Raw genomic sequence first — 14,937 nt, 5'->3', positions numbered from 1 at the left:
CTGGCTGCTATCAAAGCCGACAGGTCCGACAACAAGGACCAGTCCCATGCGTTTGTGGATCAAAGACCCAATTGCAATCCTAGCCGAAGGTGCCGAACGCGGCGTCGTCATCGAAGATGGCGTCATCGTTGAGTTGATCGGCGCAGGCAAGGAACCGATGCTGCCGGTGGACCAAACCTTCGACGCGTCCCGGCATGTCATCACACCGGGTCTCGTGAACACACATCATCATTTCTTTCAGACGTTGACCCGGGCTCATCCGGAGGCAATCAACAAGGAACTTTTTCCCTGGCTTCACTCGCTCTACCCGATTTGGGCCAAGAACGTTACGCCCGAGAACTTTCGCCTTGGGACGCGCCTCGCATTGACGGAACTCATGATATCCGGGAGCACAGCCGCATCGGATCATCATTATCTTTTCCCGGACGGATTGGAATCCGCCATGGACATTCAGGCTGAGGAAGCGGAACGCGTTGGTATTCGCATGACCCTCACCCGCGGCTCCATGAACCTCAGCCAGAAGGATGGTGGGCTCCCACCTGACACGGTTGTCCAGGACGAGGATACGATCCTGGCAGACTGCGAGCGTGTCCTGTCCAGGTACCACGACACGTCCAAGGGGGCGAAGCTGCAGGTTGCGCTTGCCCCTTGCGCGCCCTTCACGGTGACCAAACGCCTGATGCAGGAAAGCGTCAGCCTCGCCGAGAAATACGACTGTCGTCTCCATACGCATCTCGGCGAAACCATCGACGAAGACGACTATTGTTTCGAGAAATTCAATTGTCGCCCTGTCGACTATCTTGAAGAGTGCGGCTGGCTGAACGAGCGCGTCTGGCTCGCCCATGGCATTCACTTCAATGATGATGAGGTCAAGCGTCTGGGACATGCCTGCGTCGGTGTTTGCCACTGTCCAACGTCGAACATGGTCCTTGCCTCGGGACAATGCCGGACCAAGGAGCTTGAAGCAGCTGGCTGCCCTGTCGGACTTGGAGTGGATGGCTCAGCGTCCAATGACAATTCCAATCTGATCGAAAGCGTTCGTCACGCCCTCATGATCAACCGCCTGACCTATGACGCAGCGTCGGTGACACATTTCGATGCGTTCCGCTGGGCTACCGAAGGCTCTGCGCGATGCCTTGGGCGAGAAGACATTGGCGCCATCAAACTTGGGATGATGGCCGATATGGCCTTCTACAAGCTGGATGAGCTTCGGTTCTCAGGCGCAGGCGATCCTCTCGCCGCACTCGTTCTGTGTGGCGCTCACACTGCTGACCGCGTCATGATTGGTGGCGACTGGACCGTCGCAGACGGCATTCCGACCAGCATCGACATTGCGGAACTTCGCCACGAACATGGCGCTGCTGCAAAACGGTTTCTCGAAAGCCTCTGAGCGACCCTGGCGCCGCGCTCGGTAAAGTGCGGCGCTGAACAGGCTTCAGGGTCGAACCTTCAATGCTCCTGCAAGGCCTGCGATCAAAAGCGCCAACATGGCAACCAGCGCAAAGGATGCTCTCAGCGAAAACGCGTCACCAATGAAACCCAGTATAGGCGGGCCGAACAGGAAGGCGCCGTAGCCAAGCGTTGCGACGGACGCCAGCGCTGCTCCCTTGGACATCGTTGGGTCAGCGGCGGCCCGCGACATGGCGAGGGGAAAAATGACCGCATTGCCAAGGCCCATGACAACACAGCCTGCCCATATCATCCAGATGCTTTGCCCCCAGACCAGAAGCACACAGCCGAACGCTGCGGCAATGCCACTGGCGCGCGCGACTGGGACTGCCCCAAAACGTGCGATCACCTGATCGCCGCAAAATCTCATGACCACCATGGCAACCGAGAACGCGGCAAATCCGACCGCGGCCTCGGAGCTTTCAAAGCCAAGTTCCTGAATTTGATAGAGCGCGGCCCAATCCGTAATCGCGCCCTCGCCCAGCGCGGCGATGAGGGCCATGATCCCGACGAAAAACAAGCCACCCTTTGGAATTGCGACAAACGGCGGTCTCTTTCCACCCGGCCCTGTCTTCTCCGAAGCCCAAGGCGTTCTCAGCGCGAACACAAGCGGGATCGCCATAAACAACGACCAACCGGCAAAGTGCGGCAGAAGATCCAGCTCATACCAGAGCGCAAGCGCGCCTGCTCCTGCGCCAAGTGCTGCCCCAAGACTGTAAAGCCCGTGGTAAGATGACATGACAGACCGGCCCAGTTCCTTTTCGACTTCAGCGCCCCAGCCATTCATCGCAACATCCAATGTACCGATGCAAAAACCGACCACCAGCATCAACGGCAAAATCACCGCCACAGACATGCCGAATGGCAAGATCGCGAAGCCGATCAGCATGCCGACCGCGAAAACCTTCGACATTGAAGCAGCGCCGAACCGGTCAATCAGATAGCCGGCAATCGGAAAACCAAGCACAGCACCGAGCGCCATGGCCAGAAGAACCAGGCCAAATCCGCTCTCGTCAACATCAAGCATCAGCTTAAAGTCAGGGATGCGCGTCGCCCAGACGCCAATAAGGGTTCCCAATAGCAGAAAGACAATCCCGACGGCGTGCCGGGCACGTTTGATATGCATGAGAAACTCATAAGGAAAGAATGCGCAGAACGCCTGATCGACAAGGCGCGGCCACACTACGCTTCAAAGAAACAACCTAGCAAGCGCTTGCCGTGAATTTAGTGCGTCACAAGTTTAGGCAATCGCAGCAAGACCTGAACCGCTTGAGGAATTTCCAGACACGCCGAGCAGAATGTCACCGGCGGCCTGATAAAGACGTGATGCTCTTTCGGCATCCTTCCGCGCATCGGCACTGCGCTCATTTTCCCCTGAGCCCTGCTGGTCCGAGCCATCGCGCCCTGCACCAGTATCCGCTTGTTCATTGGCACTCGTGGACGCGGGCTGCGCCGCATCAGTGCTTGCGGCATCTTGATTGCCTGGTCCGGAGGTTTCGTCGTCACCGGAAAGCTCTTCCGCCGCCTCGGCTCTTGCTTCCGCCTGTGCGGTCGCCAACTGCGAGCGGGCCTGCTGAGCGACCTTCAGATCCTGCGATGAAGGCTCCGCCGGTGCGGTCGCAGCACGAATGACAATCTGCATCTTGCGAATGGTCGCCTCGGGAGTTCTTTCGACAGAGGTATCGATCTTGACCTCACCGCCGATGGCATAACGGCCGCCATCTGGCCCCTGCTGGAAGGTATAGGTTGGAGCCCCGGCATAGGGTCCTCCGACGCGCGCATGCGCTTGCTCGTGCGCACGCACTTCACGGTCCCGTTGCTTCAGCTCTTCGACCTGCTTTTCTTCCGCTTCGGTCAGTCCATCCCCATCCGGATCTTCTTCCGTTTCTCCGCTGGACGAAGACTGGGCAACGCCGGTTGGAGCACCAGCATTTTGCGCGCCACCTGAAGCTCCTCCGGCGTCTTTCTGATCTGATGCCGAACCAGCATTTACGTCAGCAGGATCGCCAGCGGTGTCGTCTGTACCTTCTGGCGGGCTTGCCAAGCTCTGAGCAGAGCCATGCGTCTCGCGACCACGTTTTCCATCACCTTGCGTTTCATCAACCACTTGCAGCGCAAGGACCGCTTCGGCGCTCAAGGGAGAGACAGCACCAGCGCGGGCAGCCGCCTGCGACCGGCCAACGGAAGAGCGCGCCTCCTCCTGAACCACCTGAGAAGCCAATTGCCTCTCCTGGTTTTCATCTTGGCCGCGCACCGCACCGGTTCCTCTCAGACCGGTTTGAGCTGGAAATGTCGAAATGACGCTGAGCATGAGGGCGAGCGTTGCTCCAGCCTCTTTCGGAAACATTAAGAAATGTTAGCAAGTGCCAATTCACACGCAGATTTGAAGAGAAACGCGCTACGTACTGCAAAATTTCGCGGTGAAGCGTTTAACAGGCTTTATCACGGCCTCCACAGTCGCTTAGAAAGGCATGTCCATTCTGACAAGGCACTGGCAACTTTGCCCTTCGGCAGTATGTTGGCGATTGCTCAATTCACTTCGCAGCGGATCTTTCCATGACAAATCTTCCCAAACGGTATTGGCACGAAATGACGACGCTCGACTTTGCGAGCCCGGACACGAAGGATTGGATCGCTGTCCTGCCGGTCGCCGCAATCGAACAGCACGGACCACATTTGCCGGTATTCACGGACACCGCAATTGCCGAGGGACAGGTCCGCCGCGTCCTGGAGCTTCTTCCGGCCGACATCCCTGCGACATTCCTTCCAACGCAAGCGGTTGGCAAATCGAATGAGCATATCTCGTCACCGGGCACATTGACCCTCTCCTGGGACACCGTCACCAAGGCATGGCTTGAGATCGGCGAAAGCGTTGCACGTGCCGGGATCAAAAAGCTTGTCCTCATCAACTCCCACGGAGGAAATGTTCCAGTGATCGACACGATCGCACGCGAGCTTCGCGTCAGCCACGACATGCTTGTCACGGCGACTGCGTGGGCGAGATTTGGACAGCCTGACGGGGTGTTTCCGGCCGAGGAATTCACTTATGGCATTCACGGCGGCGACGTCGAAACGTCAATCATGCTCCACCTGCATCCAGAACTGGTACGGATGAACCTCGCCGAGGATTTCACATCCGCGCAGCAGGAGTTCATCAAGGAGTTCAAATATCTGCGCGGGCACGGTGCTCAGCAGTTCGGATGGAAGGCACAGGACCTGTCTCCGAAAGGCGCACTCGGAAACGCTGCCAATGCAGCCGCAGAAAAAGGGAAGAAGTCCCTCGATCATGCGGCCCACGGATTTGTAGATCTATTGAAGGATATCCATGCCTTTGATCTATCGAGGCTTTATCAACCGAAGTGAGTCCAGCACCGTTTACACGGTGCGGGGCTCAAGGATCAGAACGGGATGGAAACACCCCGATGATCAAAAAAGCCCCCTGACTGCTCCGGCTTCAAACCGTCAATCACCTGAATCAGGCGCCCTGCTGCATCTTCAGGTGATTGAACCTCGAGACCCGATTTAGCGAAGCTCTCGGTCAATGGCGTGCGAACAGTGCCAGGGTGGAGCCCAACGCAAACTGCTTCACTGTTCTTGCGTGCCAGCTCGATCGACGCAGAGCGAACAATTTGATTCAGCCCTGCCTTGGCAGCCCGGTAGCTGTACCAACCACCCAGGTGATTATCCGAAATCGACCCGACCCGCGCCGACAAGGTAGCGAAAACGCTGCGCTGATCCCGAGCAAGCCTCGGCAGAAAAGACTTTATGATCAAAGCCGGACCGATCGCGTTGATCGCATAGGAACGCGCCATCGCCGCCGGGTCCAGATCTCGCCAGCTTTTCTCGGGACGGTGTCCGTCAAGTGTCAGGGCGCCGGTCGCGTCGATCACGAGGCAGAGTTGACCGGCTTGCTGGCCAATCCAGTCAGCGGCAGATTCAATCGCCTCTGCGTCTGTCAGTTCGATGCACGGGTTTGAAGATCTGCTCAATCCGATCACCCGGTCATAGCGCCCCTCTCGGGTCAACGTCTGCAACAACGCGCTACCGATGCCGCCTGAGCTCCCGATCACAACAGCCAAACGATCAGACAAATCGAACCCTCACTTTAATATGGCGTACGTCGTCATCTGTAGCAGACGACCTGAAAGGCAAGAGGCTGCGCACAACTGGACCGCAGCCCCATTTACGGATTACCGCGGTTCATCGGCAAGCCCCTTGTATGTTGCGTAACAGGCGAGAAGCAGCACGACGGCAAAGGGAAATCCTGTAGATACGGCCATAGCCTGCAGCGCACCGAGCCCTCCACCAAGCAGGAGCGCGATCGCGACCAATCCCTCGAACGTGCACCAGAAGACCCGCTGAGGCATCGGCGCGTCGACCTTCCCTCCGGCAGTGATTGTGTCAATGACGAGGGACCCGGAGTCGGAAGACGTCACGAAAAAAACGATCACAAGGACGATGCCCAGAAACGACGTCAGACCAGCGAGTGGCATCTCGGCCAGCATCTTGAACAGCTTCAACTCAAGAGGTGCATCGGCAACGCTTGTCACACCATCCTGGACGATTTGAGTGATGGCGGTGCCGCCAAAGGCGGTCATCCAGAAAACGCAAACGAGAGAGGGGATCAGGAGGACGCAGACAACAAACTCCCGGACGCTCCGTCCACGGCTGACACGTGCGATGAACATTCCGACGAAGGGTGACCATGAAATCCACCAGGCCCAGTAGAAACTGGTCCAACCCTGCGAGAAGTTCGCATCCGCACGTCCGATCGGATTGGAAAGCGCCGGAAGCAGTGTCACATAGGCAATCAGATTGTCGAGAAAACCCGTTACAATCGCCAGCGTCGGGCCGACTACAATCACGAACAACAACAAGGCAGCCGCAAGGCCCATGTTGATTTCGCTCAGAATCTTCACGCCACCATCAAGGCCCCGATAGACTGAAATGAGGGCGACACCGGTAATTGCCAGAATGAGCATGACCTTGGAGACATCGTTGTTCGGAATGCCAAACAGCAGCTCCAACCCTGCGTTTGCCTGCTCAGCGCCAAATCCCAAGGACGTCGCCAAGCCGAACAGAGTAGCAAAAACCGCCAGAATATCGATGACATGACCCGGCCAACCCCAGATCTTCTCCCCGAAGATCGGGTAAAAGACCGACCTCATCGTCAGCGGCAGCCCCTTGTTGTAGGAGAACAGCGCAAGCGCCAGAGCAACGACGGCATAGATCGCCCAGGGATGCAGACCCCAATGGAAGATGGTCGCCGCCATCCCCAGTTCTGCCGCCGCTTTTGGGTCGTTCGCAGCAGCGCCGAGCGGCGCCCAATCGGTCCGGACGCCTCCCTCGAAGGTCGTGCCACCCAAAGAACTGTTGAAGTGCGAGATAGGCTCACTGACGCCAAAGAACATCAGGCCAATGCCCATGCCAGCTGCGAAGAGCATCGCAAACCAACCGGCATAGCTGTAGTCGGGCGTTGCATCCTGCCCTCCGATCCGCACACTGCCGAATGGTGACAAGATCAGGAAAAAGCAGAAAAGAACGAAGATATTGGCAGCTCCAAGGAAGAACCAGTCCAGACTGGCAGTCAACCAACCCCGAAGACCGTTGAAAACCGCGCCCGCCTGATCCTGAAGCGCAAGCGTCAGAATGACGAAGCCGACAATGGAAAGGCCCGACACAAGAAAAACGGGATTATGGACGTCGAAGCCGAACGGCCCGACGCTGGATTCAATGTTGTCCTGGCCGATTTCATATTCGGTTTCGATGAGGTTCGCCGCCCCCTCCGGCTCGGGAATACCTTGAGCGTCCGGTTCCATATTCATGTTCAAGTTTCCTCAGAATGCGGAAAATACTGTTCAACGCAGGTCAAACGGCACGGACCAAAAAGACCGAAACCGGAGCGTGGCGGGCAATCAACGCACCATTGGACGACCAGAAACCATCGCCCAGGTTGGGGACATGCGTTCCCATGACGACGAGGTCTGCTCCTGACGCCCTAATCGCATCGAGAAGGCTTTTCTCCAGATCCGCGGTAGGATCATGGCTCACAATTACCTGGGCAGACACTGCGACGCCCTTTCCAGCCGCATCATCCTCTGCGAGCTGCTTCAGCTTGGCCTCATATTCTTCAGGGGTGTGCGCCAGCGCGCCGGGCAAAGCAGAGGTCACCCCGACATACCAAACCTCCGCGCCATAATGCGCAGCGAGATCAATCGCCGCCTCTCGTGCCTTCTTGAGGTTTTCCGCGTGTTTAAGGTCTATCGGTACGACCGCGCGCTGAAACAAAGCCCATCCCCTTCCTTGGTTCGTCCGCCAACCAGTCGCATTCAAGAATGCGCAAAGGTTAACTTTCATTAACGCAGATCCCGCGCATTGGTTCCATGCAAAAATCTTTTGCTGACTTGCCCTCTCGCCTTGATGAAAAGCTGCTCAGCTCGATCATATTTTGAGCATATGAAAAAATCAGTCATTTTTTCACTTCACGAAATGAAAAAACAGACGTAATTTTCACAGGCAATTTTCGCACGAGGGAAAAATGTCGGAAGACAAGGGCATCGGACAGGACATTCGCGCCCTGCGCGTTACGCGCAAGATGACGCTTGAGGACCTTTCCAAGGCGGTCGGCAAGTCGGTTGGTTGGGTCTCTCAGGTGGAGCGCAATCTCTCGACGCCAACCGTCGACGACCTGCACAACTTTGCGCGGATACTCGATGTGCCGCTTTCCATGTTCTTCGGCATCCCGGATGCACCTGAGCGGGAGCATGGTGTGGTCGTGCGAGCTTCCGCACGCCGGGAAATCGGTGAACGTGACGACGGTCTTTTCGAAGCGCTTGTATCGCCGGATCTCACCGATGATTTCGAGGTCATTCATTCGACCTTTCTGTCAGGCGCATCGCTTGAGAAAAGCCGCCAGCGCGCGACGTCCGAGGTCGTCTATCTCATGTCCGGCACGCTCGACATCTGGATCGCAGATCAGAAGTTCACCATTCAGGCCGGTGACAGTTTCCGCATCAAGGGCTCGAAATACCGCTGGGCCAATCCTTATGATGACCCGGCTTTGGCCATTTGGGTTATCTCTCCCCCTGTTTATTGAGGTTTGACCATGACCTTTCCCTCTACAGCTCGTGTCGTGATCATCGGTGGTGGAATTGTCGGCGTGTCCGCACTTTATCACCTCGCAAAAGCCGGATGGTCAGATTGCGTCCTGCTCGAGAAAAACGAGCTCACAGCAGGATCGACCTGGCACGCTGCCGGCAATTGTCCGAATTTTGCGGCCAACTATGGCATCTTGAACATGCAGCGCTACTCTCTGGAGCTCTACCGCGGGCTTGGCGATGAAGTCGACTATCCGATCAACTACAATGTAACGGGCTCAATCCGTCTGGCGCACTCTCACGAGCGCATGATGGAATTTGAACGCGTCCGCGGCATGGCTGCACACATGGGCCTGACCATGGACATGTGCACACCGGATCAATTGCAGCAGCATTTCCCATTCCTGGAAACCCACGATCTCGAAGGAGGTCTATGGGACCCGCTTGATGGCGACATTGATCCAAGCCAGGTCACGCAAGCGCTTGCAAACGGTGCGCGAGCGCACGGCGCAACGATTTTGCGCTTCACACCTGCGACCGGGGTAAGCCGGTCGGACGGCGAATGGATCGTGCAAACTGAAAAGGGCGACATCCGGTGCGACTATGTGGTCAACGCGGCAGGCTATTATGCGGCACGTGTCGGCGACTGGTTCCTGCCCCACGGTGGGCGCAAAGTACCCATGACGGTGATGAGCCATCAGTATTTTCTGACGGAGGCCATTCCCGAGGTTGAGGCGTGGACCAGAGAACATGGCCGCAAGCTACCTTTGCTGCGCGACGTCGACAGTTCCTACTACCTGCGACAGGACACTTATTCACTGAACCTCGGCCCCTATGAGCGCAATTGTCAGGCGGCCTGGGTGAACGCCGATGATCCGATGCCCGATGATTTCAGCTTCCAGCTCTATCCGGACGATTTGGATCGCCTGGAGTGGTACATCATGGATGCCATGGAGCGCGTCCCCCTTCTTGGGTCGCAGGGGGTTCAGCGCAACATCAACGGCCCCATTCCCTACGCACCTGACGGCTTGCCAATGGTCGGGCCAATGCCGGGCGTTCCCAACGCGTTCGAGGCGCACAGCTTTACCTTCGGCATTGCGCAGGGAGGCGGAGCTGGCAAGGTCCTTTCCGAGTGGATCATGCATGGCCACACCGAATGGGACATGTGGTCTATCGATCCACGTCGATACACCGACTACACGGACCCTCAATACAACCTCGGCAAGGCACTCGAGACCTATGGTCACGAGTATGCCATGCACTTCCCCCATCACGAGTGGTCCGCAGCGCGAGACAAAAAGCTCTCGCCGGTCCACGAACGCCTGCTTGCAGACGGCGCACAGATGGGCGTCTACGGCGGTTGGGAGCGCGCCAACTGGTTCGCCAAGCCGGGCGATGACACATCGGAAGAAGCAACGCAGACCTGGAACCGTAGCGGCCCATGGGAACGCCGCATACGTGAAGAAGTCGAAGCCGTGCGTGATGGCGTCGGCATCATAGATATATGCGGATTTTCGCGCTTTGAACTGACCGGAGAGAGCGCCGCTGAGTGGCTACGCGGAAGGATCGCTGGCGCTCTTCCGAAGATTGGCCGGATGAACCTGCTTTATTTTCCCGACGCGCGTGGCCACGTCTTGACCGAGATGTCCTGCATCCGCCACGGAGATGATCACTTTACCCTGATCACAGCTGCTGCTGCCCAATGGCACGACTTTGAGGTTCTCTGGCGGCATTTGCCGGGGGAGCTGAAACTTGTCGACCGCACGACGGACGTAAATTCTTTGCTGGTCACGGGCCCCAAGTCCCGCGACCTGCTCTCCGGTCTCACGGATGCGGACTTGTCGCGCGGATGGTTGACGCATCAAGACGCGACAGTCGCTGGTCGGCCGACTCTCCTGCCAAGGGTGTCTTTTGCCGGAGAATTGGGCTGGGAAGTTCACGCATCGCGCGAAGACACCCCTGCAATCTACGATGCGATTCGTGACGCTGGAGCGGCACCGTTCGGCATGTATGCCCTGAACTCGATGCGGATCGAAAAAGGCTACCTGACCTGGAAAGGGGATCTGTCCACTGACTACACCCTCCTGGAAACCGGCCTCGATCGTTTTGTCCGGCTCGACAAAAAGCAAGATTTCCCCGGTAAGGAAGCGCTCGCAGCTGAGGCAGAAAGAGGACCGCTCAAGCAAAGGGTGACGCTTGTCGTCGAACCGGGTGAACACGACGCCCCCTACATGGCTGCGGTTTTTGCGAACGGAAGGCCTGTCGGCGAGGTCACCTCATCGGCTTATGGCTATCGTGTCGACGCAGCCATTGCGATTGCCATGGTCGATGCCGAGGCAACTAAGCCTGGCACACAGCTCGAAATCGACGTTTTTGGACAAAAGCTGAGTGCCACGGTGCAGGAGACTTCCTGTCTTTGGGATCAGGACAACGCTCGCATCCGCGCCTGAGTACACTTAAGGGGTTGTAGAAATGGCTTTTCCTCCAGAAAAAGCGCGTGTCGTTATTGTCGGCGGCGGCGTAATCGGTTGCTCGGTCGCATATCATTTGACGCAGCTCGGGTGGAAGGACGTTGTTCTGCTGGAGCGCAAGCAACTGACATCAGGCACGACTTGGCATGCGGCAGGTCTGATAGCTCAGCTGCGCGCGACACAGAACATGACGCGTCTGGCAAAATACAGTCAGGAACTCTACGGCAAACTCGAGGAAGAAACCGAAGTCGCAACGGGTTTTCGCCGCAACGGTTCGATCACGGTTGCCCTGTCAGACGAACGCAGAGAAGAAATCCTCCGTCAGGCCTCCATGGCACGTGCTTTCGGTGTCGAGGTTGAAGAGATCAGCCCCTCCGAACTGTTGAACCGCTATCCGCATGTGAACACGTCAGATGTGAAAGCAGCCGTCTATCTGGACAAGGACGGGCAAGGTGACCCCGCCAACATAGCGCTTGCGCTGGCGAAGGGCGCAAAGATGCGCGGTGCAAAGATCCTCGAGCGCACCAAGGTGACGGGTTTCGGCAAAGACGGCCGCCGCATCACCAGTGTGAACTGGGAGGCCAACGACGAAAGCGGCACCATCGAGTGCGATCACGTGGTCAATTGTGCCGGCATGTGGGGCCATGAGGTTGGCCGCCAGATGGGTGTCAACGTTCCGCTGCACGCCTGCGAGCATTTTTACATCGTCACGGAAACGGTGCCAGGGCTGACCCAATTGCCGACACTGAGAGTTCCAGAGGAATGCGCCTACTACAAGGAAGACGCTGGCAAGATGCTGCTGGGCGCATTTGAACCCTTGGCAAAACCATGGGGCATGAATGGCATCGCGGAAGACTTCGAGTTCGACCAGCTTCCGGAAGACTTCGATCATTTCGAACCGATCCTCGAAATGGCAGTCAACAGGATGCCGCTACTTGCCGAAACCGGCATTCACACCTTCTTCAACGGCCCCGAGAGCTTCACGCCTGACGACGCCTATCACCTGGGCCTGGCACCGCAGATGGACAATGTCTGGGTTGCTGCCGGTTTCAACTCCATCGGCATCCAGTCAGCCGGTGGTGCTGGGATGGCCCTTGCGGCATGGATGGACACGGGCGAAAAACCGTTCGACCTCGGAGACGTCGACATCGCGCGCATGCAGCCTTTCCAGGGCAACAAGACCTATCTCTTTGAGCGGTCGAAAGAAACGCTTGGTCTTCTCTACGCCGACCACTTTCCCTACCGCCAGAAGGCGACCGCCCGTGGTATCCGCCGCTCACCCTTGCACGATGCCCTCAACGCAGAAGGCGCAGTGATGGGAGAATTGGCGGGTTGGGAACGTGCCAACTGGTTTGCCGATGAAAGTCAGACAGCCGAATATCAGTATTCCTGGAAGCGGCAGAACTGGTTTGACAACGCGGCGCGCGAACATAGGGCCATCCGGGAAAATGTCGGCATCTATGACATGAGTTCCTTTGGCAAGATCCGGGTCGATGGACCTGATGCCGAAGCCTATTTGAACCATGTCGCCGCCAGCAACCTGTCCGTGTCCACAGGCAAGATTGTCTATAGTCAGTTTCTCAACACCCGAGGCGGGATCGAAGCGGATGTGACCGTGACCCGCTTGTCGGAAACCGCCTATCTGGTCGTGACCCCTGCAGCCACCCGCCTGGCGGACCAGGAGTGGATGCGCCGCCACATGGGCGACTATCGCGTCACCCTGACTGACCTGTCGGCCGCAGAAGCAGTCATTTGCGTGATGGGCCCCAATGCACGCACGTTGCTGGAGCACGTTTCACCAAACGGTTTTTCGAACGCGGAAAATCCCTTTGGCACCTTCCAGGAAATCGAGATCGGCATGGGTCTCGCACGCGCTCACAGGGTGACCTATGTCGGCGAACTTGGTTGGGAACTTTACGTTTCTTCCGACATGGCGGTGCATGTCTTTGAAACCCTGCTCGCCGCTGGGCAGGATATGGATGCCAAGCTCTGCGGGCTGCATATGATGGACAGCTGCCGCCTCGAAAAGGGCTTTCGCCATTTCGGCCATGACATCTCGAGCGAGGACCACATCCTCGAGGCTGGTCTTGGGTTCGCTCTCAAGAAGACCGATGTCCCCTATATCGGCCGCGATGCTGTCATGCGCAAACGCGAAGAAGGACTGCAAAAACGCATGGTACAGTTCTTCCTAAGCGATCCGGAACCGCTGCTTTATCACGCCGAGCCTATTATCCGTGATGGCACGATTGTTGGCTATCTCACGTCTGGCAACTACGGACACACGCTTGGCGCGGCCGTTGGTATGGGCTATGTGCCTTGCGAAGGCCAGACGGCGCAGGACGTTCTGGCCTCCACCTACGAGATTGAGATTGCCGGCGAACGCGTGTCCGCCACACCATCCTTGAAGCCCTTCTACGACCCCCAGTCCGAACGCGTCAAAGTCTGACTCCCATCACACGAGTCTGCCAATGAAGAGCACAACTGCCCAGGAAGCTGACATGACCCGCTATTGCCTGACCGTTACATGCCCGTCCCGACGGGGCATTGTGGCTGCCGTTTCGACCTTTCTGGCCGACAATGGCTGCAACATCACAGACAGTTCGCAGTTCGACGATCTGGATACAGATCAGTTTTTCATGCGGATCGGTTTCGTCTCAGAACAAGGCGCAGCGCTGGAGGCGCTTTCACAGGCCTTTGCGGAAATCGCAAGCAACTTCGGTATGACATTCGAGTTCCATGACGAAAGCCAAAAAATGAAGATTTTGGTCATGGTCTCCCGTTTTGGGCACTGTTTGAACGATCTGCTTTACCGGGCGCGGATCGGCGCCTTGCCGGTGGAAATCGTTGCCGTGATTTCCAATCACATGGACTACCAGAAGGCGGTGGTGAACGCGGACATTCCTTTCCATTGCATCAAGGTCACCAAGGAAAACAAGCCTGAAGCGGAAGCAGCAATCATGAAAGTCGTCGAGGACACTGGCGCGGAGCTTGTCGTCCTGGCCCGCTATATGCAGATCCTTTCCGACGCGATGTGCCAGAAGATGAGTGGCCGGATCATCAACATCCATCACTCCTTTTTGCCATCATTCAAAGGCGCAAATCCCTACAAGCAGGCGCGCGAACGTGGGGTGAAACTGATCGGAGCCACCTCACACTACGTTACTGCGGATCTGGATGAAGGCCCGATCATCGAACAGGATATTGTCCGCATCACGCACGCACAAAGCGCCGCGGATTATGTCTCGCTCGGGCGCGACGTGGAGAGCCAGGTTCTGGCGCGCGCCATCCACGCACATGCCAACCACCGTGTTTTCCTCAATGGCAACAAGACAGTCGTCTTTCCAGCCTCCCCAGGAAGCTACTCAAGCGAGCGAATGGGGTGAGTAAGGCGTGTCATATAGAGCCCGTCTTCATCCCTTCAGACACAGGCGCCAACCAATCGCTTCTTCGGTGTCACCGAAGAGCTTGACCTGACGGGCACCTGGGCCTGACGATTCTATCGCAAGCTCCGCTTTCCGCGTACTCCGCTAGCAGATTGCAGCGCGTTAGCCGCCGGACACGATCGAAACAGCTGACGGGGCCTGCCGTCAGGAGATGAAAACCGCCCGGACAGGTGCCGGGGCACTGTCGCCTCCCCAGCCGCTGGTCCTTTCGAGCTGACCTCATCGATCGAACAGGCCGGGATCTGCTCTTGAGAGAACCTGGATCGCTTCATCGTCGGTCTCCTCGTTTAGCGAACAGAGCGAACTAAAGAACGCAGGCTCGTCAGGGGAGTGGCTTTCTCGTTTCGGTTTTAATATCCCACTGCCTTCCGAACGCGACGCTTAGGCAGCTCCCGGCTTTCTGCTTGAGTTGTTTTGCGGTTGTTTTTGGGGGGCAGGATTTGTTTTTTTGCGCTTCTGCGCCGTTCTATCTTGACG

The 14,937-nt window shown here is 57.3% G+C and carries 11 protein-coding genes; 6 read left to right on the top strand and 5 right to left on the bottom strand.

Annotated features, from left to right (window positions below; all coding sequences use genetic code 11):
- Positions 1 to 46: 46 nt before the first annotated feature.
- A complete protein-coding gene (locus ABJZ52_RS07460) occupies positions 47 to 1,390 on the top strand; it encodes an 8-oxoguanine deaminase (RefSeq protein ID WP_348184451.1) in 1,344 nt (447 codons plus the stop codon).
- Positions 1,391 to 1,435: 45 nt separating this feature from the next.
- Here ABJZ52_RS07460 and ABJZ52_RS07455 read toward each other — a convergent pair whose 3' ends face one another.
- Positions 1,436 to 2,575 (bottom strand): MFS transporter, encoded by a 1,140-nt coding sequence (locus tag ABJZ52_RS07455; protein ID WP_348184449.1) that lies wholly within the window; start codon positions 2,573 to 2,575, stop codon positions 1,436 to 1,438.
- Between the two features lie 114 nt (positions 2,576 to 2,689).
- On the bottom strand, positions 2,690 to 3,670 hold the full coding sequence (locus ABJZ52_RS07450; RefSeq protein ID WP_348184448.1) for a putative metalloprotease CJM1_0395 family protein: 981 nt from the start codon (positions 3,668 to 3,670) through the stop codon (positions 2,690 to 2,692).
- Positions 3,671 to 4,005: 335 nt separating this feature from the next.
- Here ABJZ52_RS07450 and ABJZ52_RS07445 point away from each other — a divergent pair, with 335 nt between their 5' ends.
- Positions 4,006 to 4,812: a creatininase family protein gene (locus tag ABJZ52_RS07445; RefSeq protein WP_348184446.1), complete on the top strand. Its 807-nt coding sequence runs from the start codon at positions 4,006 to 4,008 to the stop codon at positions 4,810 to 4,812.
- 35 nt (positions 4,813 to 4,847) lie between these two features.
- On the opposite strand, the gene ABJZ52_RS07440 is transcribed toward ABJZ52_RS07445, so the two are convergent.
- The 3 genes from ABJZ52_RS07440 to ABJZ52_RS07430 form a co-directional block, all read right to left on the bottom strand.
- Complete coding sequence (locus ABJZ52_RS07440) at positions 4,848 to 5,540, bottom strand: SDR family NAD(P)-dependent oxidoreductase (RefSeq protein WP_348184444.1); 693 nt, start codon at positions 5,538 to 5,540, stop codon at positions 4,848 to 4,850.
- 99 nt (positions 5,541 to 5,639) lie between these two features.
- Positions 5,640 to 7,268 (bottom strand): BCCT family transporter, encoded by a 1,629-nt coding sequence (locus ABJZ52_RS07435; protein WP_348184782.1) that lies wholly within the window; start codon positions 7,266 to 7,268, stop codon positions 5,640 to 5,642.
- Positions 7,269 to 7,317: 49 nt separating this feature from the next.
- A complete protein-coding gene (locus ABJZ52_RS07430; protein WP_348184442.1) occupies positions 7,318 to 7,737 on the bottom strand; it encodes a universal stress protein in 420 nt (139 codons plus the stop codon).
- 250 nt (positions 7,738 to 7,987) lie between these two features.
- On the opposite strand from ABJZ52_RS07430, the gene ABJZ52_RS07425 reads away from it, so the two are divergent.
- The 4 genes from ABJZ52_RS07425 to purU are packed head-to-tail and all read left to right on the top strand — an operon-like array spanning position 7,988 to position 14,400.
- Complete coding sequence (locus tag ABJZ52_RS07425) at positions 7,988 to 8,545, top strand: XRE family transcriptional regulator (protein WP_348184440.1); 558 nt, start codon at positions 7,988 to 7,990, stop codon at positions 8,543 to 8,545.
- Positions 8,546 to 8,554: 9 nt separating this feature from the next.
- Positions 8,555 to 10,996, top strand: coding sequence for an FAD-dependent oxidoreductase (locus tag ABJZ52_RS07420; RefSeq protein WP_348184438.1), 2,442 nt, complete (start codon positions 8,555 to 8,557; stop codon positions 10,994 to 10,996).
- 22 nt (positions 10,997 to 11,018) lie between these two features.
- Complete coding sequence (locus tag ABJZ52_RS07415; RefSeq protein WP_348184436.1) at positions 11,019 to 13,463, top strand: FAD-dependent oxidoreductase; 2,445 nt, start codon at positions 11,019 to 11,021, stop codon at positions 13,461 to 13,463.
- Between the two features lie 52 nt (positions 13,464 to 13,515).
- Complete coding sequence (gene purU / locus ABJZ52_RS07410) at positions 13,516 to 14,400, top strand: formyltetrahydrofolate deformylase (protein WP_348184780.1); 885 nt, start codon at positions 13,516 to 13,518, stop codon at positions 14,398 to 14,400.
- Positions 14,401 to 14,937: the final 537 nt, after the last annotated feature.

Source organism: Roseibium sp. (assembly GCF_039982295.1).
GTDB lineage: Bacteria > Pseudomonadota > Alphaproteobacteria > Rhizobiales > Stappiaceae > Roseibium.
The sequence above is the reverse complement of the archived record's forward strand: the minus strand, read 5'-3'. Positions and strand labels throughout refer to the sequence as shown.